The organism is Salinimicrobium oceani (genome assembly GCF_012037645.1).
This window is the reverse complement of the sequence record NZ_JAAVJR010000001.1, coordinates 666,891-689,453: the sequence shown is the minus strand read 5'-3', so window position 1 is coordinate 689,453 and position 22,563 is coordinate 666,891. Positions and strand designations below refer to the sequence as shown.

27 protein-coding genes and 1 tRNA gene are annotated in these 22,563 nt (G+C 42.8%); 14 read left to right on the top strand and 14 right to left on the bottom strand.

Going from position 1 to position 22,563, the window contains the following annotated elements; genetic code table 11:
* Positions 1-244: 244 nt before the first annotated feature.
* The 3 genes from apaG to HC175_RS03185 are packed head-to-tail and all read right to left on the bottom strand — an operon-like array spanning position 245 to position 2,985.
* A complete protein-coding gene (apaG, locus tag HC175_RS03195; RefSeq protein WP_168137041.1) occupies positions 245-631 on the bottom strand; it encodes a Co2+/Mg2+ efflux protein ApaG in 387 nt (128 codons plus the stop codon).
* 1 nt (position 632) lies between these two features.
* Positions 633-1,718, bottom strand: coding sequence for a DUF3667 domain-containing protein (locus tag HC175_RS03190; protein ID WP_168137040.1), 1,086 nt, complete (start codon positions 1,716-1,718; stop codon positions 633-635).
* Between the two features lie 16 nt (positions 1,719-1,734).
* The gene (locus tag HC175_RS03185; protein WP_168137039.1) at positions 1,735-2,985 is read right to left on the bottom strand and encodes a type IX secretion system plug protein; all 1,251 of its coding nucleotides are present in this window, start codon (positions 2,983-2,985) and stop codon (positions 1,735-1,737) included.
* A 160-nt stretch (positions 2,986-3,145) separates the two neighbouring features.
* Here HC175_RS03185 and HC175_RS03180 point away from each other — a divergent pair, with 160 nt between their 5' ends.
* From HC175_RS03180 to HC175_RS03145, 8 genes are all read left to right on the top strand, one after another.
* The gene (locus HC175_RS03180; RefSeq protein WP_168137038.1) at positions 3,146-4,492 is read left to right on the top strand and encodes a Na(+)-translocating NADH-quinone reductase subunit A; all 1,347 of its coding nucleotides are present in this window, start codon (positions 3,146-3,148) and stop codon (positions 4,490-4,492) included.
* 10 nt (positions 4,493-4,502) lie between these two features.
* On the top strand, positions 4,503-5,687 hold the full coding sequence (locus tag HC175_RS03175; protein WP_168137037.1) for an NADH:ubiquinone reductase (Na(+)-transporting) subunit B: 1,185 nt from the start codon (positions 4,503-4,505) through the stop codon (positions 5,685-5,687).
* Positions 5,688-5,689: 2 nt separating this feature from the next.
* A complete protein-coding gene (locus tag HC175_RS03170; protein WP_168137036.1) occupies positions 5,690-6,430 on the top strand; it encodes a Na(+)-translocating NADH-quinone reductase subunit C in 741 nt (246 codons plus the stop codon).
* A gap of 38 nt (positions 6,431-6,468) precedes the next feature.
* A complete protein-coding gene (locus HC175_RS03165) occupies positions 6,469-7,194 on the top strand; it encodes an NADH:ubiquinone reductase (Na(+)-transporting) subunit D (RefSeq protein WP_209309918.1) in 726 nt (241 codons plus the stop codon).
* Positions 7,195-7,218: 24 nt separating this feature from the next.
* Complete coding sequence (nqrE, locus tag HC175_RS03160; RefSeq protein WP_168137035.1) at positions 7,219-7,833, top strand: NADH:ubiquinone reductase (Na(+)-transporting) subunit E; 615 nt, start codon at positions 7,219-7,221, stop codon at positions 7,831-7,833.
* 10 nt (positions 7,834-7,843) lie between these two features.
* A complete protein-coding gene (nqrF, locus tag HC175_RS03155) occupies positions 7,844-9,133 on the top strand; it encodes an NADH:ubiquinone reductase (Na(+)-transporting) subunit F (protein ID WP_168137034.1) in 1,290 nt (429 codons plus the stop codon).
* 94 nt (positions 9,134-9,227) lie between these two features.
* The gene (locus HC175_RS03150) at positions 9,228-9,584 is read left to right on the top strand and encodes a Na(+)-translocating NADH-quinone reductase subunit F (protein WP_168137033.1); all 357 of its coding nucleotides are present in this window, start codon (positions 9,228-9,230) and stop codon (positions 9,582-9,584) included.
* A gap of 65 nt (positions 9,585-9,649) precedes the next feature.
* Complete coding sequence (locus tag HC175_RS03145; protein ID WP_235942508.1) at positions 9,650-10,600, top strand: FAD:protein FMN transferase; 951 nt, start codon at positions 9,650-9,652, stop codon at positions 10,598-10,600.
* Between the two features lie 3 nt (positions 10,601-10,603).
* Here HC175_RS03145 and HC175_RS03140 read toward each other — a convergent pair whose 3' ends face one another.
* Genes HC175_RS03140 through gpmI form a run of 6 tightly spaced genes read right to left on the bottom strand, consistent with a single transcriptional unit; the run spans position 10,604 to position 15,273 of the window.
* Positions 10,604-11,368 (bottom strand): class I SAM-dependent methyltransferase, encoded by a 765-nt coding sequence (locus HC175_RS03140; protein ID WP_168137142.1) that lies wholly within the window; start codon positions 11,366-11,368, stop codon positions 10,604-10,606.
* Complete coding sequence (locus HC175_RS03135; protein WP_168137031.1) at positions 11,368-11,931, bottom strand: HNH endonuclease signature motif containing protein; 564 nt, start codon at positions 11,929-11,931, stop codon at positions 11,368-11,370. The genes HC175_RS03140 and HC175_RS03135 overlap by 1 nt, the downstream gene beginning before the upstream one ends.
* Positions 11,924-12,748, bottom strand: a complete 825-nt coding sequence (gene map / locus HC175_RS03130) for a type I methionyl aminopeptidase (RefSeq protein ID WP_168137030.1) — start codon at positions 12,746-12,748, stop codon at positions 11,924-11,926. The genes HC175_RS03135 and map overlap by 8 nt, the downstream gene beginning before the upstream one ends.
* The gene (locus HC175_RS03125) at positions 12,745-13,161 is read right to left on the bottom strand and encodes a BT0820 family HAD-type phosphatase (protein ID WP_168137029.1); all 417 of its coding nucleotides are present in this window, start codon (positions 13,159-13,161) and stop codon (positions 12,745-12,747) included. Before HC175_RS03125 ends, map begins: the two co-directional genes overlap by 4 nt.
* A gap of 36 nt (positions 13,162-13,197) precedes the next feature.
* Positions 13,198-13,752: a thioredoxin family protein gene (locus HC175_RS03120; protein ID WP_168137028.1), complete on the bottom strand. Its 555-nt coding sequence runs from the start codon at positions 13,750-13,752 to the stop codon at positions 13,198-13,200.
* Between the two features lie 3 nt (positions 13,753-13,755).
* Positions 13,756-15,273: a 2,3-bisphosphoglycerate-independent phosphoglycerate mutase gene (gene gpmI, locus HC175_RS03115; RefSeq protein ID WP_168137027.1), complete on the bottom strand. Its 1,518-nt coding sequence runs from the start codon at positions 15,271-15,273 to the stop codon at positions 13,756-13,758.
* 273 nt (positions 15,274-15,546) lie between these two features.
* Here gpmI and HC175_RS03110 point away from each other — a divergent pair, with 273 nt between their 5' ends.
* Entirely contained in the window at positions 15,547-16,290 is a 744-nt protein-coding gene (locus HC175_RS03110) for a murein L,D-transpeptidase catalytic domain family protein (protein ID WP_168137026.1), read from the top strand.
* Here HC175_RS03110 and HC175_RS03105 read toward each other — a convergent pair whose 3' ends face one another.
* Genes HC175_RS03105 through HC175_RS03090 form a run of 4 tightly spaced genes read right to left on the bottom strand, consistent with a single transcriptional unit; the run spans position 16,291 to position 19,216 of the window.
* Complete coding sequence (locus HC175_RS03105; RefSeq protein ID WP_168137025.1) at positions 16,291-17,910, bottom strand: L,D-transpeptidase family protein; 1,620 nt, start codon at positions 17,908-17,910, stop codon at positions 16,291-16,293.
* Between the two features lie 5 nt (positions 17,911-17,915).
* Positions 17,916-18,347: a GNAT family N-acetyltransferase gene (locus tag HC175_RS03100; protein ID WP_235942507.1), complete on the bottom strand. Its 432-nt coding sequence runs from the start codon at positions 18,345-18,347 to the stop codon at positions 17,916-17,918.
* A gap of 10 nt (positions 18,348-18,357) precedes the next feature.
* Positions 18,358-18,654 (bottom strand): GNAT family N-acetyltransferase, encoded by a 297-nt coding sequence (locus HC175_RS03095; protein WP_168137023.1) that lies wholly within the window; start codon positions 18,652-18,654, stop codon positions 18,358-18,360.
* A gap of 1 nt (position 18,655) precedes the next feature.
* Positions 18,656-19,216 carry a ClpP family protease gene (locus HC175_RS03090; RefSeq protein WP_168137022.1) on the bottom strand — a complete coding sequence of 187 codons (561 nt, stop codon included), beginning with the start codon at positions 19,214-19,216 and terminating at the stop codon, positions 18,656-18,658.
* Between the two features lie 31 nt (positions 19,217-19,247).
* Between HC175_RS03090 and HC175_RS03085 the strand changes: the two genes are divergently transcribed.
* From HC175_RS03085 to HC175_RS03065, 5 genes are all read left to right on the top strand, one after another.
* Positions 19,248-19,700: a GNAT family N-acetyltransferase gene (locus HC175_RS03085; RefSeq protein ID WP_235942506.1), complete on the top strand. Its 453-nt coding sequence runs from the start codon at positions 19,248-19,250 to the stop codon at positions 19,698-19,700.
* A 53-nt stretch (positions 19,701-19,753) separates the two neighbouring features.
* Positions 19,754-19,829, top strand: a tRNA-Gly gene (locus HC175_RS03080).
* Between the two features lie 176 nt (positions 19,830-20,005).
* Positions 20,006-20,203 carry a hypothetical protein gene (locus HC175_RS03075; RefSeq protein ID WP_168137021.1) on the top strand — a complete coding sequence of 66 codons (198 nt, stop codon included), beginning with the start codon at positions 20,006-20,008 and terminating at the stop codon, positions 20,201-20,203.
* Positions 20,204-20,235: 32 nt separating this feature from the next.
* Positions 20,236-21,048 carry a GNAT family N-acetyltransferase gene (locus HC175_RS03070; RefSeq protein ID WP_168137020.1) on the top strand — a complete coding sequence of 271 codons (813 nt, stop codon included), beginning with the start codon at positions 20,236-20,238 and terminating at the stop codon, positions 21,046-21,048.
* Positions 21,049-21,065: 17 nt separating this feature from the next.
* Entirely contained in the window at positions 21,066-21,671 is a 606-nt protein-coding gene (locus tag HC175_RS03065; protein WP_235942505.1) for an alpha-ketoglutarate-dependent dioxygenase AlkB family protein, read from the top strand.
* On the opposite strand, the gene HC175_RS03060 is transcribed toward HC175_RS03065, so the two are convergent.
* The gene (locus tag HC175_RS03060) at positions 21,649-22,563 is read right to left on the bottom strand and encodes a glutaminase (protein WP_168137140.1); all 915 of its coding nucleotides are present in this window, start codon (positions 22,561-22,563) and stop codon (positions 21,649-21,651) included. The genes HC175_RS03065 and HC175_RS03060 overlap by 23 nt on opposite strands.

The following is a 22,563-nucleotide window of genomic DNA, read 5'->3' as shown; positions in this document are numbered from 1 at the left end:
TGAAAGGGATTTTTGAAAGGCTTCAGGGAAATTTGAATTATTGAAATGTTGAATACAGCTAATTCGAAATAATAAAAGCCCGAAATTTTAATTTCCAAGACTTTAGCAAAAATTGAGGTGTCAAAAAAGGCATTTTTAGGCAGGTATTTTATTTGAACCTTCAGTACGTTATTTTTTCAGCACAAGGAGGTGTGAAAAAAGGCATTTTGTGAGGTTCTTACTGCTGAATTTTAAAAACCTTTAGCTAGTTCAAGGCGAAAGGAGCGCTAAGTTTAAATGAGGGAATGGCCACCCGGAATTTCCTAGTGGAGGTAAAATTGATCATGTTGTAAAACCCACTCATTGCTCCAAAAGGAGAGGTGAGAAGGCAGCCGCTCTTGTAAGTGTGGCTTTCTCCGGGTTTGATCACCGGTTTTTTGCCAATCACGCCTTCGCCTTCCACAATTTCGGTACGATTTAATGCATCTTTGATCTTCCAGAAGCGCGATGTGAGCTGGACAGAATCCTTGCTTTGATTTTCAATGGTGATCTGGTACCCAAAAGCGAAGTGGACCCTGTAATTTTTATAAAAGGTCCCTTCAAAATTTGTCTCGATGGAGATCTTAATGCCTCTGGTAACTTGTTGTATCATCTTAGTAGATCGCGAAAGATGCCAATACAGAAAATACGGCAGCAATTATGGCTAAAATAAAGAATATTATATTGATAAGAATAAACTTTAAAAGGGTTTTAACTCTTCCCTGTCCATAAAATCTTCGGAAGGCTTTGTATAAATAAAAACCAAATAAGCCTGCGGCAATCCATGAAAAGGAAGTAGTGCCTACCAGAGAATCCAGATTGATGGAAATTCCGAAGAGCACAAACCAGGTGGTTTGATTATGGAAGGTAAAGATGAGATGTTCCATATAGGTGAACGGCCTGCGCAGGTAAAGCAACCAGATGAAAAGTGCAAAGACCGGAAGGTAGAAAAATATGATGAACGGCACCTTTCCGTAGAAATAGTTCCAGAATAGATCTGAGTCTGAACTAAAGCGCTTCGCATCTACCGTTTTCTTATAAAACCATTGGTTGAAGCCGCTTTTGGAATACTTCAGGCTGTCAAGTGCAGCCTGCGGATTACGCATCTGGGTCTCGTCATAGTAATCTGAAAATACCTCCCAGCGTGTGGTAATTGAATTGGTGAGATCCATAGTGTCCAGCGCTGATTCCGGAACGTAACGATCCTTGGATGCAGTAGTGTCGGCCTCTGGAAGAATTACAGCAAGTTCGGGATTTTCTACCCTTGTTGCCGCAAGAATGGAATCTGCTTCTACTCGTTGCTGTTCTGAGGCTTCTTTGTTGACCTCCACCGGAGGCTCGACTTCGTGGGTAAGGCTCCATATTAAAAAGAAGACAATAGACGCGCTTAAATAAAATCTGTACGGATTTGCATATCGTACCCGTTTCCCTTCAATATAGTCTTTGGAAATTTTTCCGGGTTTAAAAAGAAGAACGCCCAGGGTTCGGTAAAATCGGGAATCATAGGCAAAGATCCCGGCAAAGAACTCGTTGAAAAAATCGTTGAAGGCCAGTTTTTTAGTGCTGTTCAGCTGGCTGCAGTTGGGGCAGTACTGGTCGCTGATATCGAGCGGATGTTGACAATTGAGGCATTGGGTATTGCGGTATTTTAACTTATGCCGCTCTTTGTGAATAACAGGTAAATTTTTATCTCTTTCCATGAGAAACTTCCGGAAACTAGTTTGTGATGTTTAAAGAAGTGGCATGGCCTACTCCTATGATCCTGGTGTATCTTCCGCCGGGTGGCAGGTAATACACAAGTACAGTATAATCATTTTCGGTGCTTACAAAATTTCCGCTAATGAAGCCTTCATCAAGTATTCCATCCTTCCGCAGAAAAACATATTTGTAATCATAGTACCCCTGTTTAAAAAGACGGGCGGTCTCATATAGACCGGTGTCCGGATTGAAAGTGAGACGCGTGCTATCATCCAGCTGGAAGTTATTGAACTCGCCATAAAGATGAACTTCTCCGGCTTCAAACGGCTCTAAGGTTTCGAGTGCAAAATGGGTCCATACGTAGCCAGCTTCAATATCGTCGTCGAGAGCCTGAAAATTTCTTACTACAAACTTCCCGTTGATATCGGGGTTATAGGTGTAGGGTTGAAAGGCCCGAATTGCATCCTTGAACAAGTAGTGATGATACAGGTCCTGTACCTCAATATATCTGATTTTTACTGTTGCGGCTCTTAAGTCCTTACTGTCAAAGTTGAGGTATTCATTTCCTGCCCAGAAGGAGGTGAGCTGATCGTATTTGTATACCAGGGTGCTCCCAATGTGATATTGGGGCCTGATGTTGAAGATCGCAGTTTTCAGGTTATTGTTCTGAAGGATCACCGCCCACACCGACTCTTCTGGAGTGCGAATAATGAAATCTGGGGAATTGACCTCGAAATTGATGATCTGTTGCGTTTGAATGAACCTTACATCTCTCGCTTTTCTTACAGCCACTTCTACCTGGGCAAGAGGTTCATAGACCATAAATTTTCTCGAAAAGACTAGTTCTTTTTTGTCGTTAAAGATCTTTAAGAGATAATTTCCGCTTACCTTCAGGGCGCGGGTATCTTCGTTTGGAATTTCCAGCTGGTAGTGCGAGTACAGCTGCAGCGTATTGAAGGAATTCTCATAATCTGTGATCCTAACGTTGTCAAAGCCTTCAAGGTATTCGTTCTTCAGTAATTCTGAAGGGGACCAGTCGTAATTGAAATGTTCAATGGTATAGTAGTAATTGGCTTCATCGCCAATTATATCATCAAATTTAAGAACCAGCGGCTCGCCTAATCTTATTACAGGTACTCCGCTGTAATCACCGGGCCCCTGAAAAATAACGGTGCGAATGTAGTTTGGCGGCGGAGTTTCGATCACGGCCTGTGCTGTGGCAAATGAAAGAGATGTAAAGAAAAGGGAGAGGGTAAAAATTAGCTTCATGCAGCAAAAATAAATTTAAAGATATTGAAAAACTGATTACCATCATTAATTCCTTACTTTAACAATAATCGCCCGGAATTAATTTACTTTTCATTGGGAAGTATGGCTCAGTTTTGAGTAAATTTGCCCGATTTTAAATGAAATTTTAACACTTCGTCCTATGTCAAACGACATTAGAATTAAAAGAGGGCTTACGCTTCGCCTTAAAGGGGAAGCCGAGAAGACCCTTGTTGACGCACCCCGCTCCAAGACCTACGCAATTAAACCACCCGACTTTCATGCTGTGGTGCCAAAAATGGTAGTTAAGGAGGGTGCAAAAGTACAGGCAGGTGATGAGCTTTTCTTTTCCAAATATACTGGAGAAGTACGCTTTACTTCACCTGTGAGTGGAACATTGAAAGAGATCGTAAGAGGGGAAAAGCGCCGAATTCTGGAAGTAGTTATCGAGGCTGATGCTTCAGATTCTTTCAAGGATTTCGGAACTATGGATCCTTTGTCGGCAGATGCCGATGCGGTGAAGAACAGGATCCTCGAGAGTGGAAGCTGGGCGTTCATCAATCAGCGGCCATACGACATTCCTGCAGATCCAAAAGATACGCCAAAAGCCATTTTTGTTTCGGCTATGAATACCGCGCCTCTTTCGGGAGATGTGGAATTCATTCTTAAAGACAGGCAGGAGGCTTTCCAGGCAGGTTTAGATGCCCTTACCAGGTTAACTCCGGGAAAAGTGCATGTTTCTGTTGATGGAAAAGGCACCGGCGTCTTCAATAATGTGAAAAATGTAGAGCTTCATAAGGTGACAGGGCCGCATCCTGCTGCAAATGTTGGCGTTCAGATCCATCATATCGATCCAGTTAACATAGGAGAGCGAGTGTGGACTGTAAAGCCAGAGGATGTTGCTAATATTGGAGACCTCTTCCTGAAAGGAAAATTCACACCTGTAAGAACAATTGCTGTTTGCGGAAGCAAGGCAAAGGACAGGAAATATTTCAGAACCAGGATCGGTGCTCCGGTAGCAGATTTCATCGGCACTATAGATGAGAAGAATGTAAGAGTGATCTCTGGAGATGTTCTAACAGGGCAGGCTGTGAACAGTAAACAATATCTGGGCTTTTTTCCAAATGAACTGACTTTGATTCCTGAAGGCAATCAATACCGTATGTTTGGATGGCTACCGTTCACTTATAATAATATTCCATCCAATTCCCGTACCTCCTTAAGCTGGATGTTCTCAAAAAAGAAATTTGAAGTGAACACCAATCTTCATGGGGAAGAGAGAGCGCTGGTTGTGACTGGCGAAATGGAGGAGGTCATGCCAATGGATATTTATCCTATGCAGTTGATCAAAGCGTGCATGGCTGCCAATATTGAAGCCATGGAAAATCTGGGGATCTATGAAGTTGCTCCCGAAGATTTTGCTTTGGTGGATTACGTGAATACTTCAAAAATCGAGGCACAAGAAATAATACGATTAGGGCTGGATCTAATGATCACCGAAGTTGGATAAACTGTTTACTATGGAATGGATTAGACAAAGACTAGATAAATTCAAAGAACCCTTTGCAAAAGGGAAGAAATTGGAAAAGTATTCCCCAGCGATCAACGCACTTGATACTTTTCTTTTTACACCTAACCACACTACCCAAAGAGGAGCGCATGTAAGAGATGCGGTAGACTTAAAGAGAGTGATGATCACCGTGGTGATCGCATTACTGCCGGTGCTGCTGTTTAGTATGTGGAATACGGGTTTTCAATACCTGAAACAAATTCAGCCAGAAGTTGATTTCTGGGAAGCTTTTGGCTACGGTGCTATGGAGATCCTGCCAATGATCGTTGTTTCGTACGCGGTTGGTCTTGGAATCGAATTCGCATTTGCCATTTTTAGAGGGCATGAGGTGAATGAAGGTTACCTGGTAACCGGACTGCTTATACCAATGATCATGCCTGTTGGTCTGCCGTTATGGATGCTTGCTATCTCTGTTGTTTTTGCAGTTGTTATTGGAAAAGAGGCTTTTGGTGGTACAGGGATGAATATCCTTAATCCGGCGCTAACGGCGAGGGCTTTTGCCTTTTTCGCCTATCCTACCTACATGTCTGGAAACCAGGTGTGGGTGATGAACGCGGCTGAGGTTGACGGAGTTTCTGGAGAAACCATTCTTGGAACTCTCGCTGCAGGACAGAACGTAGAATATAGCTCTATGGATATGTTCCTTGGGTTTATTCCCGGTTCGGTTTCTGAAACATCTGCCGCACTTTGTTTGCTGGGAGCGTTGTTCCTTATCTTTACTAAAGTAGGTAGCTGGAGAATTATGCTAAGTGCTGTGCTTGGAGCTTCTGTAATGGGCTTGATCTTTAATGCACTGCCGTCAATGGGAATTGAGGGGAATGCATTAACAAATTTCCCATGGTATAATCACCTTATCGCTGGAGGTCTTGCTTTTGGAATAGTTTATATGGCAACAGATCCTGTTTCTGCAGCTCAAACCTATAAAGGGAAATGGGTCTACGGATTTCTTATCGGGTTGTTCTCGGTGATGATCCGGGTGTTCAACCCTGCGTATCCCGAAGGTGTAATGCTTGCGATCTTGTTGATGAACGTTTTTGCTCCTACCATTGATCACTATGTGATTCAGGGGAATATTAAGCGCAGAGTTAAACGAAAAAAAGAAGGCATTAACCCTCAAGTTGAAACCGTTGTATAGTTATGGAAGAGAAAACAGTAAATAAGACGAACAGCAACGCTTATACCTTCACTTTCGCCATTATCATGGTAGTGGTTGTTGGAGTGGTGCTTGCATTTGCGGCTACATCTTTGCAGCCACAACAGTATGAGAACATGCGGCAGGAAAAAATGCAGAACATCCTTGCAACTGTTGGTGTACAAACCGATAGAGCAGGGGCCGAAGCGCTTTTTCAAAAGCATATAAAAGAACAGGTTGTTCTTAATAATGAAGGAACGGAAAAAGAAGGGGTGAATGCCTTTGATGTCGATCTTGCAAAAGAGATCAAACGTGTACCTGGAGAGCAGAACTTCCCTCTTTATGTTGCTGAAGTTGAAGGAGAGACCTTTTATATTATTCCGCTTAGAGGATCTGGGCTGTGGAATGCAATTTTTGGATATATAGCTTTAAAAGATGATGTGAACACCATTAAAGGTGCGGTCTTCGATCACCTTGGGGAAACTCCGGGACTTGGAGCCGAGATCACCCAGGAATGGTTCAGACAGCGATTCACAGATGAGAAGATCTTTGATGAGAATGGAGAATTGATTGGAGTTTCTGTAGTTAAAGGGAACAGCAGCTCTTCTAAAGATGATAATAAAGTAGATGCAATCTCTGGTGCTACCATTACCGGAGACGGAGTATCGGATATGATCTCTGAAAGATTGCAGCATTATCTGCCTTATTTCAAAAGTAAAACAGATGTAAACGTTGCAAATAATTAATAATTATGGCACAGGAAATAAAAAATAAGCCAGAGCAGATGAGCGAGGTGGAAAAAGAAGAAAAGAAAAAGGCCATGGTGCTTTTCCTTTCTAATTCCGAGGAAAAGGAGCATTTTCTTTCCAAAGGAAACAGAAAGCTGCTAAGTGATCCTCTAGATGACAATAACCCCATTACTGTTCAGGTACTGGGAATTTGTTCGGCTCTTGCGATCACTGTACAAATGGAGCCTGCTATTGTAATGGCAATTGCTGTAATGGCAGTAATGGCTTTTAGTAATATGATCATTTCGGCTTTGAGAAACATGATCCCAAACAGGATCAGGATCATCGTGCAACTGGTAGTAGTAGCTTCCCTTGTGGCACTCGTTGATCAGGTACTTAGAGCCTACGCATATGATGTGAGTAAACAGCTTTCTGTATTTATCGGACTTATTATTACCAACTGTATTGTGATGGGAAGGCTTGAGGCCTTTGCTCTTGGAAACGGGATCTATAAATCTTTCCTTGACGGGATTGGAAACGCGGCAGGATATGGATTGATCCTAATTATCGTAGCTTTTTTCCGGGAACTTTTAGGGGCAGGAAAATTGTTTGGTTACGAAATACTGGGACATAAAGGTGCGACCCTTGCAGAATCTACCGGACTTTATGCGCTGGGTTATGAAAATAACGGACTAATGCTTTTATCTCCTATGGCACTTATAGTGGTAGGGATCATTATTTGGGTACAACGCTCAAGAAACCGTAAACTAATCGAAGCCTAATCTATAACCACTAAAAATTCGACTATGGATTATATAAATTTATTCGTACGAAGCATTTTCATTGAGAACATGATCTTTGCGTACTTCCTTGGGATGTGTTCGTACCTCGCAGTTTCAAAAACCGTAAAAACGGGGGTTGGATTAGGCGCAGCGGTGATCTTCGTTTTGACCATGACCGTACCTATTAACTTCCTCCTTGATAAGTATCTTCTTAGACCAGGTGCCTTGCAGTGGCTAAGTGAAGAATATGCAACCATTGATCTAAGTTTTCTAAGTTTCATCATGTTCATTGCTGTAATTGCGGCCATGGTACAACTGGTGGAAATGGTTGTTGAAAAATTTGCACCAGCACTTTATGGGGCTTTAGGGATCTTCCTTCCGCTTATTGCGGTGAACTGTGCCATCTTAGGAGGGGCTCTTTTTATGCAACAAAAGGATTTCTCGGGTATTGGAGAAGCCGTGACCTATGGCTTTGGAAGTGGAATTGGCTGGTTCCTGGCTATTCTTGGTATTGCTGCCATTCGTGAAAAGATCGCTTATTCAAACGTTCCTGCACCCCTAAAAGGTTTAGGGATCACTTTTATCATCACTGGATTAATGGCCCTAGGGTTCATGAGTTTCATGGGAATCAAATTATAGAGAGAAAGCAATGGAAGTAATTATAGCAAGTGTTATTGTATTTTTAGTCCTCATTTTAATTCTGGTGGCTGTTCTATTGGGAGCAAAAGCCAAATTAATTCCTTCAGGACCTGTAAAGATCAATATTAACAATGAGAAAGACATCGAAGTAGGATCGGGAGGAACGCTGCTTTCTACTTTGGGGGAAAACAAGTTATTCCTTCCTTCTGCCTGTGGCGGTGGAGGTACTTGTATCCAGTGTAAGTGTATAGTTTCTGAAGGTGGGGGAACCATTCTGCCTACTGAAGAACCTCACTTTACCCGAAAGGAAATTGCCGATGGATGGCGTTTAGGCTGCCAGGTGAAAGTGAAGCAGGATATGAAGATCACTATTCCTGAAGAAGTCTTCGGAATCAAAAAATGGGAAGCTACAGTAGTTAGTAACTACAACGTAGCATCATTTATCAAGGAATTTGTAGTCGAAATTCCTGAAGATATGGATTACAAGGCTGGAGGTTATATCCAGATCGAAATTCCGAAGTGTGAAATAAAGTATCAGGAAATGGACATTACTGCTCACCCCGAGGAACACCCGGGAGAGCCCGATAAGTTCAAATTGGAGTGGGACAAGTTCAACCTGTGGCCACTCGTTATGAAGAACCCAGAAGTGGTGGAAAGAGCCTATTCTATGGCTTCCTATCCTGCTGAAGGGAGAAGGATCATGCTTAACGTGCGTGTAGCTACTCCGCCATGGGATAGAGCGAAAAACGATTGGATGTCTGTGAACCCTGGGATAGCTTCCTCTTATATCTTTAATCAGAAGAAAGGGGACAAGGTAACCATTTCCGGACCTTACGGAGAGTTCTTCATCAACCACTCAGAAGCCGAGATGCTTTATGTTGGTGGAGGTGCAGGGATGGCTCCTATGCGTTCTCACCTGTATCACCTTTTCAGAACCCTGCAAACAGGTAGAAAAGTTACTTACTGGTACGGTGGACGTTCTAAGAGAGAATTATTCTATACAGAGCACTTCAGAGCTTTGGAAAGAGATTTCCCTAACTTCAAGTTCTTCATCGCCCTTTCAGAACCTCTTGAAGAAGACAACTGGAAAGTAAAAGACGGTATTGAAGGAGAAGGAGATGGATTCGTAGGATTTATTCACCAGGTGGTAATAGATAATTATTTGAAGCATCATGATGAACCTGAAGAGATCGAATTCTACTTCTGTGGTCCTCCATTAATGAACAAGGCTGTGGAAAAAATGGCTGAAGATTTTGGAGTACCGCCAGAAAACGTAAGATTCGATGACTTTGGAGGTTAATCTTTAAAGAATATTGAAAAAAACAGCTGCAGTTTGCAGCTGTTTTTTTTTGTTTCAGCAGTGGCTTATTTCTTATTTGTATAAATTTGTTCTCATGCCAGCACTAACTCAACAGGAATTACATAACCTTGCTATGAATATTGTGGGGAAGGACCTTGAAGATCAGGGTTACGAGTTTCTGGGAGTGAACAGTGAGTTCAAGAAAGATCCGCAGTTTGTGGCGCTTAAGAATAAGAAATTGCATTTCGTTATTGTTAGAGCTATAGAATATCCTCATGACCCCAGGGAAATTGATCTTATCTTTCTTGAATCTGTAAAGCAGCATGCACTTAAGTTCGATGCCCGCACCTTTTACGCCGGAGTTGGATTAGCTAATTCCCGCGATTATGAATTGCCTGTGTCCAGTTCAGAAGACTATGTCGTGAACTATCCCGGCTTAAAAGAGATCTAAAAATGACATTTTTGAGACCTGTTCTTTTTTTCGTTTGCGCAGCCCTTTTTCTTTCGTGTTCGACTATGGACAAGGAACGAGCTTCTTATGGAGAAGCCCTGGGCACCACCTATAGCATCAAATATTATTCTGAAGAGATCATTCCTCTGGATAAGGCACTCGATTCCATTTTTGAGCGGGTAAATCAATCCATGAGCACTTACAGGGAGAATTCTGATATTTCCCGGCTTAACAGGGGTGACAGCCTCGTAGAGGTAGATACGCTTTTCCAGGAAGTATTCAGAATTTCGCAACAGGTATGGGAGGAGAGCAACGGCTACTTCGATCCCACCGTTGGAGACCTCGTGAACCAGTATGGTTTTGGACCCGAAGTTGCACCAAAGAAGATCGATTCTGTAACTATTGATTCGCTCATGAAATTTGTAGGCTTTCAGAAATTAAAGCTGAAGGGGGATAAGGTGATCAAGGAGCATCCACAGGTTTATCTTGATTTTAATGCCATTGCAAAAGGTTATACCATAGACCTTATTGGTGCCTATCTCGATGCTATGAAGGTGGAGGATTATCTCATTGAACTGGGCGGAGAGCTCTTAGCAAAAGGTGTAAACCGGGAAAAAGGAACTTTCTGGACCGTAGGTATTGATGATCCTCAGCAAAGAGAAGGGGAGCGTGAACTGGCTGCTGCGGTTGAACTAAGGGACAGGGCAATGGCAACATCAGGGAATTACCGAAAATTCAGAAGAAACCCCGAAACTGGCGCAATGTATGTTCACACTGTCAATCCCTTAACCGGTTTTGCCAGGCAAAGTGATCTTCTGAGTGTCACGGTGCTTGCAGAAAATTGTGCACTTGCCGATGCTTACGCTACGGCCTTTATGGCTATGGGGTATGATCTCTCTAACCTTGTGCTTCCAAAACTGGATAATGTCGACGCCTATTTGATTTATGCGACACATGATGGGAAACTGGGAGAATTCATTACTCCGGGTTTTGAGGAAGTAATGAAGGAGCTGTAAGTTTTACTTGGTAGCAACAGGTATAATTTCTCCTTTCGCCAACCTGTATCGATCCACTAATTCTGGAGCTGTTTTGGAAGTGAGATCGACTTCTTCCACTATAAATCCTATTTTCCTTAATTGATCAAAGAAATCCCTTCCATAAATACGTACGTGGTCGTATTGCCCAAAGATCTTAGCGCGTTCAACGGGATCTGTAATGGAATCATCTTCGAAGGTTTGTTCGCGGTTGAGATCCTGTGGGATCTGTAAGATCGCAGTGCCACCGGGCTGAAGGATACGAAAGATTTCCTGCATAGCTTTTTTATCATCCGGGATATGTTCCAACACGTGGTTACACAAAATAAAGTCAAAAGAATTATCGGTGAATGGTAGGTCACAGATATCAGCTTTCACATCGGCTAAAGGAGAATTGAGGTCGGTAGTAGTGTACTGTAAATTCTTAAGCTTTCGAAATCTCGAATAGAAAGCCTGTTCTGGCGCGAAATGCAGCACCTTGTGCGGTGCAGTGAAAAAACTGGTGTGTTCCTTTAGATAGAGCCACAACAACCTGTGCCGTTCCAGGGAAAGCGTTGAGGGAGACAATACGTTCTCCCTTTGTTTTTCATAGCCATAGGGCAGAAATTTGGAAAAGCTGCGACCATCAATGGGATCTGTATATTTCGAACCCTTTAAGCCAAGCATTAGAAGTGGCTTTGCCAGATAGCTGAGACGAATGAGCAACGGCCGGGGAATTGTGTTAAGAACAACCTTAAAAAACTTGCGGATCATACTTTAATATCGCCCCAGTTCTCTCCAGATTTTATTCTGTAAAGTTGCATTTCTGACACCCCAAATTGCTTTGCCAATACCCTGATGCGCGTTTTCCTGTTAGGATCGAGCAGTTTTTTCTTGAGAATAGTAGCCTGAGCATAAGAAAGTTTGGAATAGCATTTAATTGTTCCCAATTTGCGCTTGAGCTTGTTTTCTTTGACCTGCGGATTGTTTTGCTGGTGTGCAACCCATTCCTTCTTCGTCACCCATGCAAGATTACTTACTTTATTTTCGGTCTTGTTATAGTTTTTGTGGATCACGTATTCATCCCCATCTTTTTTAGGAATGAAAAGTTCGGCCACAACGCGATGAATATAACAGGCCTGTTTTTTGCCATTTTTGAGATTGGCAACAAAAGTGAGAAAGCCCTGAGATTTTCCTCCTTTTAATAATTGTCCGTCAGGATTCTTAACGTAGCTCACTACTCGTCCATAGTTGGAAACTGCATACTTAAAGCGTTCCTGCCATGTCTCTTTGTAGTAAGGGAGCCACTTCTCCTGTCGGAAATTCTTAATCATCTAATTTTATAGTTTCAGCCCGGAGTTCTTCTTCCTCGTCACTTGTAATTCCAAGAGCCTGATAAATGTAATGAAAAGTTGATAATAGTTCGGGCTTTCCATTAATTAAAGCTACGTCATGTTCAAAGTGGGCACTGTACTTATTGTCGGCAGTAAGAATGGTCCATCCGTCCCGCAGTTGTTTAATTCGGGCAGTCCCGGCGTTGATCATAGGTTCAATAGCCACGACCATTCCATCGACAAATTTTTTACCACGACCTCGTTTTCCGTAATTTGGCATTTCGGGATCTTCATGCATCTTTGCGCCCAACCCATGACCTACTAATTCCCGAACTACGCCGAATCCATTCTTTTCTGCATGTTGCTGAATGGCAAAGCCAACATCACCAACCCTGTTGCCCATTTTGAACTCTCTTATTCCTACGTAAAGAGATTCTTTAGTGACGTCGAGTAATCGCTGGGTTTCCGCATCTATTTCCCCGATTGGGAAGGTATAGGCATGATCTCCATAAAAGCCATTCTTGTAGGCGCCGCAGTCAATGGAGATGATATCTCCTTCTTTAAGAGGTTCATTGTTAGGTATTCCATGCACTACCTGTGCGTTAGGGCTCATGCACAGAGAATTTGGAAAGTCATACATCCCCAGAAAACCAGGTTCTGCCCCGTGATCGCGGATAAATGTTTCCGCCAGTTTATCCAGGTAGAGCGTGGTGACTCCCGGTTTGACTTCAGCGGCAAGCATTCCCAGGGTTTTGGAAACAATGAGTGCACTTTCCCGTATGAGTTCTATTTCTTCTCTTGTCTTTTGAATGATCATTTCAATTTTTTAAATATTTTCCGCAGCCCGCTTTCCTTTTTTAAAGATCTTGATACTGCGCCTTCCCCTGCTGCCAGTTGATGATAGATCTCGCCCCATGGCGGCAAACCATTGATGTTGCGGTCATCGATAAAGATGTCTGCAAGGATCTTACGGCTCATGTAATTATCGTACTCTTCTTCGGGATAGCTCTTGTTGATAGCATAAAAACTAATCCCTTTACTCCTGCAAAAAGCCACTGCCTCATCCAGCTTTGCTCCACTTCTATAGGTCCACAAGATGATCTGATGTCCGTCATTCTGCAGCTTTTTTAGAGTTTCAAAAGCAAAGAGGATGGGTTTTCCAATTTTCGGATACTGGTTCTCCACCAGGGTACCATCAAAATCTACTGCTATGGTCAATAATTTGGGCATGCTGCAAAAGTAAAAAGAATAGGGGAGATTATCCTTTTATTCATAGGAATGCCTGTACTCCTTGCCTGAAACTATTTTGGCAATATCAATTTCCAATTCATCCTGCGGGTATTCCACAAAACGACCTACCTCTTTTCCATCTTTAAAAAAGATCATGGTTGGCACGTAAACAACATCGTATTCTTTCTGCTCCTCATCGGGCAAAGTTTTATCCTCTCGTACAGCTTTGATTTTCAGATTTTCCTGATCGAATTCTGTTAAGTCGAGAAGTTTTAGGAATTTCGGCACCTCGCGTTGACTGTCGGCACACCAGGTTCCCATGAACATGAGGATCTCATAATCGTTAATGTGCTCCCGAATGGTTTCCAGGGCCTTAGCTTCCGGCTTGTAGGATTTATACATTGGGTGAAACCAGGTAGCAAACTGAGCCTGCTCTAGATCCTTTCTTTCAATATCACCAACAAGCAGCGTTTCCTGTCCTTCCTCATTAACTTCGGTTTCAGGGGAGGCGGCCTTTTTTTCTTCATGTTGTTGAGAGCTACCGCAATTGGCAGCCGTCACTATCAGCAGGAAATACAAAAATATCTTCATAAATTAAATAAGTGCTTTTTGAGTCATTAACTGAGGTTTTTCGACGCCCATTAATTTAAGGATCGTAGGGGCGATATCTCCTAAAATTCCCTCTTTAACTGTGGTGATTTCCTTATCTACAAGAATAAAAGGAACGGGATTGGTGGTGTGAGCAGTATTTGCACTTCCATCTTCATTCACCATGTATTCACTGTTACCATGATCTGCGATCACCAGCACAGTGTAATCGTTTTCCAATGCAGCTTCGATCACCTCATGTGCACATTGATCAACAGTCTCGCAGGCCTTTACTGCAGCCTCAAATACTCCAGTGTGTCCCACCATATCGGGATTTGCAAAATTGAGACAAATAAAATCCGCCGACTGTTTCCTGATCTCAGGGACAATTGCTGAAGTCACTTCAAAAGCACTCATTTCTGGCTGAAGGTCGTAGGTCGCCACTTTAGGGGAATTCACCATAATTCGTTGCTCCCCATGAAAGGGTTTCTCTCTTCCTCCCGAAAAGAAAAAGGTAACGTGTGGATATTTTTCAGTTTCGGCTATGCGAATCTGAGTTTTCCCGGCCCGTTCAAGTACTTCTCCTAAGGTCGCTTTTATATCTTCCTTGCTGAAGACCACATGAATGTTCTGGAAAGTTTCATCATATCGCGTCATGGTCACATAGTAAAGTGGGAGTGCCTTCATTTCCTGCTCCGGAAAGTCCTGCTGACTAAGCGCCGCGGTGAGTTGTCGACCCCGGTCTGTCCTAAAATTAAAGAAGATCACTACTTCCTCATCATTTAGCGTAGCAACAGGGTTTCCCTCTGCATCGGTCATGACAATAGGCTGAATAAATTCATCTGTGATGTCCTTGTCATAGCTTTTTTGAATAGCTTCGGAAGCATTGGAGTGTTTTTCTCCTTTCCCGTTGACAATGAGATCATATGCCAGTTTGGTCCTTTCCCAACGCTTATCGCGATCCATTGCGTAATAACGGCCTATGATAGAAGCAAGTTTGGAATTAGTCTCTTCCAGGTGAGGCTGAAGTTCTTCAATAAAACCTTTTCCGGAGTTGGGATCAACATCCCTTCCATCGGTAAAGGCGTGAACGTACTTTTCTGAAATTCCAAATTCCTGAGCTGCGGTAAGGAGACCTTTCAGGTGATTGATGTGAGAATGCACGCCACCATTACTCAAAAGACCTAAAAAGTGAACAGGTTTGTTGTTTTCTTTGGCATAATTGAAAGCCTGTTCTAAAACCGGCTCTTTTCCTAAAGAATTATTTTCGACTGCGAGATTTATTTTCGCGAGATCCTGGTACACAATTCTACCCGCACCAAGGTTCATATGGCCTACTTCGCTGTTGCCCATTTGCCCTTCTGGTAAGCCAACATTCATTCCGTCTGTACGTAACTGGCTGTGTGGATATCTGGTATATAATGAATCTATAAAAGGAGTATTTGCCTTGTCAACGGCCGATCTTTCCGGATCATGGCTGATTCCCCAACCATCCAGGATCATTAAGATAACTTTTTTGTTCATGTTCAAAAATGGATTTGCGCAAAGATACAAAATATGCCTGCGGCCAAAAGTCTGATTCAGCAGAACAGAAGCTATTTCCAATGGAATCTATTCTTAAAGAAAAATTTAACAGCTTTTCTATTTTTACACGCAATAATTTTTTAGTTTGCAAGTTATTAAGAGGGGTGCAGTGAGATGTTAAAAACCTCATTTTTACTGGATTAATGATCCATTTTTCGGGTTTGGTATGACCTTTGAATGTTTAATGGCAACTAATCACTTTAACAAAACAATATGATAAATAAAATAATTGCAATTGGAGTTTTTGTAACAGCCTCATTCGCCTTTACCACCTACGAACCTACTACCAGCCCTACAACCACAACCTCTTTTGAAGTTCCCGCCAAAGAAATCGCTGAACCAACAGCTGAAGAAAAAATTGGACTTTTATATGAAGAATTCGCAGCTGTGAATTCAAATATGCCATCAAGGGCCTCTTTTACTTACGCCCTTACCGGTTATAACAAGCTGGAAGGAGAAAAGAAGATAAATAAGGATCTTCTCACTATCGTTGACTTTAGCCTTGCTTCTACAGAAAAAAGATTGTGGATCCTGGACATGACCACTAGTAAAGTCCTGTACCATACCTATGTTTCTCATGGCCAGAATACCGGAGGAAATATGGCGACAGAATTTTCAAATACTCCAAATTCTCTTCAGAGTTCCTTAGGGTTCTATGTAACTGCTGAAACCTACTACGGCAAAAACGGCCTGTCTCTTTTTATAGACGGAATGGAAAGTGAATTTAATTCTAATGCACGAGATCGTTATGTGGTGATCCACGGAGCAGACTATGCAAAGGAAGACTCAATTAAAAGATTAGGCAGACTGGGCAGAAGCTATGGGTGTCCTGCTGTTCCAACCGAAGTTTCTAAAGAGATCATCAACACCATCAAAGGCGGATCTGTACTTTTCATCTATCACAACAGTGAAGATTACCTGGCAAGATCTACCTATCTTAATACTATAGCAGTATAATTATCTACTAGCGGTAAGCTGGGAGTAGATCTTCTTATCCAGCTCGTAAACATCATTGATAAAAACAGTTTCCCCTCCGGCCCTCCAGGCGGTCCAGTAAAAATGGTGCACCTGGATGGGCTGGTCTATTTTTACCACAGTTGTTTCATTGGTCTGAATAATTTCTTCAATCCTTTCTTTAGTCCACTCACTTTGATCATTCACCACGTATGCCGAAAGATCTACGGCATTTTCAACCCTTACACAACCTGAGCTTTCTGCTCTGTCTGTTTGATTGAAAAGCGCTTTGGCAGGCGTGTCGTGAAGATATATTAGATACTGGTTTGGATACATGATCTTAACTCTGCCTAAGGGATTTGATGGCCCTGCTACCTGTGTAAAGGTGTAACTCATGGCTTCGTCGCTGCTCCAGTCTACCGAAGATGGATTCACCCTTTCCCCGTTAGGCCCTGTGACTTCCATGTTCTTGCTGCGCAAATAACCAGGATTTGCCGCAATCTTAGGAATGATATCCTGAGATTTAATGGTTGGAGGTACCGTCCATGTGGGATTGATCACCAGGTGATCCAGAGTATCGCTAAAAATAGGGGTCTGACGTTCCTTTGCTCCGGCCACCACGTTATGTTCCCTCACAGTATCTCCATCTTTGACCACGGCAAGTTTAAAGTTCGGAATATTGATCAAAATATAATGAGCTCCAAGGTCTCGGGGATACCATCTCCACCTTTCGAGGTTGGCAAGGAGCTGTAGATAACGATCTTTCGGACCTTTATTCAGCTCTGTAATTGTAGAATTGCCAATTATCCCGTCGGTTTGTATGCTCTTGCTTTTCTGAAACTCCTTTACCGCTTCCACCAGTTGTTCTGAATAAACACTGTCTAAAGCAGTGGTATCTCCCTCAAATTGCCGCAAAGCGATCAGTCTCTTGGCTATGGCAGGTAAACGTGAGTCCCGGTCTCCGGGTTTTATTAGTTCTCCCTCGGGAATATTGCTCAAAGGGCCTTTATCTTCCTTGATTTCCTCATATTCTGCCAGGCTACGCTTTAATCCTTTGTAGACTTCGTGATTTGGTCTTAATTCTTCGAAAATGCTGTCAAAATCACCACTTTCTACACCCTTCTTTAATAAGGCTGAAAAATCCTTTTTCTTTCTGCTTACTCCCCATAGTTCATTGAGATCGGTAGGATCGAGTTTACCAAAATACAGATGCTTTGCATAGGTTAAAAAGGCGTCAGAAAGCAACAGGTCCAGCCGTGCTGCTTCGTCCTCTCCCAGGTCTGATGATGAAAGCAGGAGATCAAGTTCTTCCCCATGATAATCAGCAAACCGTAGCCCTTCTTTTTCTGCTTCCTTTAAATTATTATAAAAGGAATACAAGGCATCCCCGTTGCGCCATAAGGATTTGTACTGTCTTTCGCTGTAAAGTTTTTCCAGAGCACCCCCTTCAAAAATGTCATTTTTGGCAGATATTTCTGTTTTTATTCCATCAGGAGTTGCATCTGCTATTTTTTCTGAAGCAAGATCGGAAGAGGCCTGGCTGCCAGGTTCTCCTTTATCATTGTTACAGGCTGTAAGAGTGATCAGAATTATAATGACAGGGTAAAAAAAGTTCTTTTTCATTTTTCTCATAGGTTTTTGTACATCACTATATGTATGCACACATTTGGGATCATAAAGGCTTCTCCCACGGTATGGTAGCCGTATTTTTTATAGAATTCGACAGCTACTTCCCTGGCATTGAACCAAAGTATTGAAGTTTCTGTTTGACGTAATAAGGTTTCCCCTTCCAGAAGGAGTTTTTCACCAATGTTCTTTTTCCGGAATTGTGGCAGAACCGCCATACCTCTAAGCTGGAACTGCAAAGAGGTCTCAAAAAGGTCATTTTTGCGGGCTACGTAAGTTGCGACTCCGGCTAAATTTCCTTCGTGAAAATAGCCTAAATGGAAGCTGTCCTTTTCCAGGTCGCCCTCGAAGAAACATTCCCTGAGTGGTCTTCCCGGCCGAAGCACCTGCTGCCTCACAGGATAGGTTTCTTCTGCTGAAATTCTCTGGATCAAGATGGCTGTATTATTCTTCTGTCGCCTGCACTTCCCGGTACTCCTCGTGGCGCTCAAATTGAGCTGCGGCATAACGACAAAGAGGATCTATTCTAATATTCTTCTCTTTGGCGTAGTCCACGCTGTGTTTTACCAGGCTGCTTGCCAAACCTTCTCCCTCAAATTTCGGATCGGTTTCGGTATGATCGAGGGTCATGATATTATTATCCTGTAGCGTATAGGTAAGTTCAGCAATAATTTCGCCGTCCTGTTCCATATAGAACATACCTTTCCCATCTGTCTCCTTGTGCTGAATATCTTTTTTCATCTTATTGTTTTTCTAGAATACCGTCTACGATGCCGTAATCAACAGATTCTGTTGCGTCCATCCAGTAGTCGCGGTTAAAATCTTTAATGATGCGCTCGTAATCCTGGTTGCAGTTATTTGCAAGGATCCTGGCGCTTTGTTCTTTTATTTTAAGAATTTCCTGAGCCTGGATCTCGATATTGGAAGCCTGACCCTGGGCGCCGCCACTAGGTTGATGGATCATCACCTTGGCGTGGGGCTGTGTAAATCTACGGCCTTTTGCTCCAGCCGAAAGAAGAATGGAGGCCATGGAGGCAGCTAAACCACTGCAAATTGTTGACACCGGGCTGTTAAGACTTAACATGGTATCATATATGGCAAATCCCGAGGTCACATAACCACCAGGGCTACTAATGTAAAACTGTATTTCCTCGTCACCGGTTGCGTCCAGGTACAACATTCTTTCTATAATATGTTTGGCAGATTTCTCGTTCACCGTTCCCCAAAGGAAAATTTTGCGTTCATTGAGGAGGGAGCGTTCGATCTGGTCCTGAAGCTTGCCCGATTTATCTTTGTCTTTCATGTTGTTTTTTCAGTATTAAGTAGCTAAAAATATGACTATTTTTGCAGAAAAGAAGTGGATGAAGCTTGCATTTAACAAGATTTTAAAGGAAGAAATTCCGCAGATCCTGCCCCTTATCCAGCAGTTAATGGGTAACACATTTTCTGATGAAATCCTTCACCGCCGGTTTGAAGAAATGTTTTCACAGAATTATGAATGCTTCGGAATATTTTTCGAGCAAAAGCTTGTCGGGGTTTTTGGCATGTGGTTTATGACCCGACATTATGCCGGTAGATCATGTGAACCCGATCATATTTATATTCTCGAGGAGTACCGAAGTAAGGGACTAGGAAAAAAGTTATTTGAATTCATTTATGCCTATGCCGCAGAAAAAGGCTGTGAAACATCTGAATTGAACAGCTATGTGAGCAATTACCGAAGCCATAAGTTCTATTTGAATGAAGGTTACGAGATCAAAGGCTATCATTTTCTAAAAAAGCTGTAATTTTTTTTTGAGCAATAAAAACTTTCCATATATATTTGCACAGCAATATCAACGCGGGAGTAGCTCAGTTGGTAGAGCGTCAGCCTTCCAAGCTGAATGTCGCCGGTTCGAACCCGGTCTCCCGCTCCAGGCCTCGTCAATTGACGAGGCTTTTTTTATATCCTGCTTTCAGGTTTTCTGGATCCTCCTGCCCATACTCAGCTTCAGTGGCAATAGAGGACGAAATGTTAATTCTTTCTTTACAGCCATTTAATCGTATCACAATCTTTGTACTTTAATACACGGTAACCCTACATATACTAAAGATGAAGCAGATCAACCCGTTTTTTCTTATTGGCACACTTGGAATGCTCTTTTCGTCCATGCTCCATATTATTTTGGCGGCCTTTACTTCCGAGGAAGTCGCCGCTTCGGCACTTTGGATCATGTATCCCATTTTTGCCGGCTTTCTCATCGCAGGAACTGTAGTGATGATGAAAAGGAAAAGTTCTTTTCCCAATTAATTAATCAAATTTCGGCTCTCTTTTTCGAGCCTATGACAATCAAACCACTTTCTTCCATTCCGTTCGAAGACCTTATACAATGTTTTCTCATTGCCTTTGAAGATTACTACGTAGTGCTACCAGAAGATACTGAATACTGGAGAGCTCGCTTTGTAACTGCTCGTGTAGACTGGGATCTTTCTTTTGGCATGTTTCAGAAAGAACTATTGGTAGGCTATGTGATTCATGGCATCGACAAGCATGAAGGAAAATTGACTGCATATAATACCGGAACAGGCGTCATTCCGGCTTTTAGGGCAAATGGTATCGTAGATAAAATTTACGCTCATGCCTTCCCAATGCTAAAAGAGAAAGGAGTCGAAACCTGTCTCCTGGAGGTGATCTGTGAAAATACAAGAGCCATTCGTGTATATCAACGGATTGGGTTCAGCATAAAAAGAAAACTCCGCAGTTTCACCGGAGAGCTGCCTCAGAAACTTTTAGCAAAGAGGCTTCAAAAAAGGCATTTTTCAGAGGTATTGGAACCGGGACTTTACTGCGAATCGCATTATGCATGGGAGAATACTGCGGCAGCTGTAAAACTGCTGAAAGAAAATGTTGTGACCTATGCGCTAGCTTCCGAAGATGAAATTCAGGAATATATTGTTATTGATAAGGACCACAATATGATCCAGCTGGAAAGTCAAAGCGGGAAATGGAGCGAACTTCTTCATGCCGCAGGCACCATAGCTAAGCTTGTAAAGCTAAAAAATGTTGATGCAGGCCGAATGGAACTTATAAAGGAGCTGGAAAATTTAGGATTTAAAAGCTCTGTAGATCAATTCGAAATGCAAATGGATTTATAACCCGAATGACGGAAGCCATGAAACAAAATTATCCGCCAAATCTACTGCCAAAAAATGGCCAGGTCTACTACTTCGGAAAACTTCTGAACGAAGCAGAAGCGGAAGATTTTTTCGAGCTGCTTCTAAAGGAGGTAAGCTGGAAGCATGATGAGGTGATGATCTTTGGCCGAAAGATCACCACCGCTAGAAAGACTGCGTGGTATGGAGATAAAGAATTCGAATATACCTATTCAAAAATGACAAAAAAGGCCATGCTTTGGTTGCCGGAATTAGCCTTGCTAAGGCAGAAGGTAGAGCAGGAGACCGCCCTTGTATTTAATTCCTGTCTCCTCAATTTATACCACAGCGGCGAAGAAGGCATGTCCTGGCACAGCGATGCAGAAGCAGAATTGGGCAGGCAACCCGCAATAGCTTCAGTAAGCCTGGGAGCTGAAAGAAAATTTGTACTTAAGCATAAGCAAACGGGTGAAAAGCTGGAGCTTCAGCTGGAACAGGGAAGCCTGTTACTCATGGCAGGAGAAACGCAGACCCACTGGCTGCACAGCCTTCCGAAGACTAAAAAGGTAAAGGAACCAAGGATAAACCTCACATTCAGAAACATCAAAAAATGGAAAACCCCGTAAGTGTGGTAAGTCGTTCAAGGGAAGCCATACCCAGGGCAGAATTTCCTTTGGGGTTAAGAGGCGGGCTCCAGACTGCAACTGCGAATCTATCTGGGTGAACGGCAACAATACCGCCACCTACACCACTTTTTCCAGGTAGGCCTACTTCAAAACTAAACTCGCCCGCTTCATCATAGAATCCGCAGGTTTGCATCAGGGCATTGATCCGTTTTACCTGTCTGCCGGTGAGAAACTCTCTTTCTGAACCTATTACACGACCATTATTGGCGAAGATGATAAAGGCGTTCGCCAGTTCGCGACAGGACATGGACAGTGAGCATTGATGAAAATAGAAATCCAGCACCTCTTCCACATTGTTCTCTATATTTCCGAAGGATTTCAGGTAGTTGACCATGGCGAAATTGCGATATCCTTCAGATTTTTCGGAAGCTGCTACTACTGGGTCGTAATCGATGCTGGTGTTGCCGGTGATCTCATGCAAAAAAGTGAGCAGCGCCGCCTTAGGATTGCTGAAGTAGGACACAAGAACGTCGGCCACCACCAGGGCGCCGGCATTGATGAATGGATTTCTTGGAATTCCGGAGTCATTTTCGAGCTGTGAGAGAGAATTGAACGGGTCACCCGATGGTTCCACGCCAACACGGTTCCACAGCTGGTCTCCCACCACCTTCATGGCCAGCGCGAGAGTGAAGACTTTGGAAATGGATTGAATGGAGAAGCGCTCGTTGCTGTCTCCAAAACAATAGTTATTGTCGTTCACATCGTGGAGATGCATTCCATATTTTTGAGAGGAAACCTTGGCCAGCTCCGGAATATAGGAGGCCACTTTTCCCGATCGTGGCTTGCCGGCAAATTCCTGGCTTACCTGGTTAAGGATCTTTTGATAATCTAT

Excerpts from the sequence above, each read along its gene's own strand:
- apaG (WP_168137041.1), bottom strand. The coding sequence starts at position 631 with ATGATACAACAAGTTACCAGAGGCATTAAGATCTCCATCGAGACAAAT.
- HC175_RS03190 (WP_168137040.1), bottom strand. The coding sequence starts at position 1,718 with ATGGAAAGAGATAAAAATTTACCTGTTATTCACAAAGAGCGGCATAAG.
- HC175_RS03185 (WP_168137039.1), bottom strand. The coding sequence starts at position 2,985 with ATGAAGCTAATTTTTACCCTCTCCCTTTTCTTTACATCTCTTTCATTT.
- HC175_RS03180 (WP_168137038.1), top strand. The coding sequence starts at position 3,146 with ATGTCAAACGACATTAGAATTAAAAGAGGGCTTACGCTTCGCCTTAAA.
- HC175_RS03175 (WP_168137037.1), top strand. The coding sequence starts at position 4,503 with ATGGAATGGATTAGACAAAGACTAGATAAATTCAAAGAACCCTTTGCA.
- HC175_RS03170 (WP_168137036.1), top strand. The coding sequence starts at position 5,690 with ATGGAAGAGAAAACAGTAAATAAGACGAACAGCAACGCTTATACCTTC.
- HC175_RS03165 (WP_209309918.1), top strand. The coding sequence starts at position 6,469 with ATGAGCGAGGTGGAAAAAGAAGAAAAGAAAAAGGCCATGGTGCTTTTC.
- nqrE (WP_168137035.1), top strand. The coding sequence starts at position 7,219 with ATGGATTATATAAATTTATTCGTACGAAGCATTTTCATTGAGAACATG.
- nqrF (WP_168137034.1), top strand. The coding sequence starts at position 7,844 with ATGGAAGTAATTATAGCAAGTGTTATTGTATTTTTAGTCCTCATTTTA.
- HC175_RS03150 (WP_168137033.1), top strand. The coding sequence starts at position 9,228 with ATGCCAGCACTAACTCAACAGGAATTACATAACCTTGCTATGAATATT.
- HC175_RS03145 (WP_235942508.1), top strand. The coding sequence starts at position 9,650 with ATGGACAAGGAACGAGCTTCTTATGGAGAAGCCCTGGGCACCACCTAT.
- HC175_RS03135 (WP_168137031.1), bottom strand. The coding sequence starts at position 11,931 with ATGATTAAGAATTTCCGACAGGAGAAGTGGCTCCCTTACTACAAAGAG.
- map (WP_168137030.1), bottom strand. The coding sequence starts at position 12,748 with ATGATCATTCAAAAGACAAGAGAAGAAATAGAACTCATACGGGAAAGT.
- HC175_RS03125 (WP_168137029.1), bottom strand. The coding sequence starts at position 13,161 with ATGCCCAAATTATTGACCATAGCAGTAGATTTTGATGGTACCCTGGTG.
- HC175_RS03120 (WP_168137028.1), bottom strand. The coding sequence starts at position 13,752 with ATGAAGATATTTTTGTATTTCCTGCTGATAGTGACGGCTGCCAATTGC.
- gpmI (WP_168137027.1), bottom strand. The coding sequence starts at position 15,273 with ATGAACAAAAAAGTTATCTTAATGATCCTGGATGGTTGGGGAATCAGC.
- HC175_RS03110 (WP_168137026.1), top strand. The coding sequence starts at position 15,547 with ATGATAAATAAAATAATTGCAATTGGAGTTTTTGTAACAGCCTCATTC.
- HC175_RS03105 (WP_168137025.1), bottom strand. The coding sequence starts at position 17,910 with ATGAAAAAGAACTTTTTTTACCCTGTCATTATAATTCTGATCACTCTT.
- HC175_RS03095 (WP_168137023.1), bottom strand. The coding sequence starts at position 18,654 with ATGAAAAAAGATATTCAGCACAAGGAGACAGATGGGAAAGGTATGTTC.
- HC175_RS03090 (WP_168137022.1), bottom strand. The coding sequence starts at position 19,216 with ATGAAAGACAAAGATAAATCGGGCAAGCTTCAGGACCAGATCGAACGC.
- HC175_RS03085 (WP_235942506.1), top strand. The coding sequence starts at position 19,248 with ATGACTATTTTTGCAGAAAAGAAGTGGATGAAGCTTGCATTTAACAAG.
- HC175_RS03075 (WP_168137021.1), top strand. The coding sequence starts at position 20,006 with ATGAAGCAGATCAACCCGTTTTTTCTTATTGGCACACTTGGAATGCTC.
- HC175_RS03070 (WP_168137020.1), top strand. The coding sequence starts at position 20,236 with ATGACAATCAAACCACTTTCTTCCATTCCGTTCGAAGACCTTATACAA.
- HC175_RS03065 (WP_235942505.1), top strand. The coding sequence starts at position 21,066 with ATGAAACAAAATTATCCGCCAAATCTACTGCCAAAAAATGGCCAGGTC.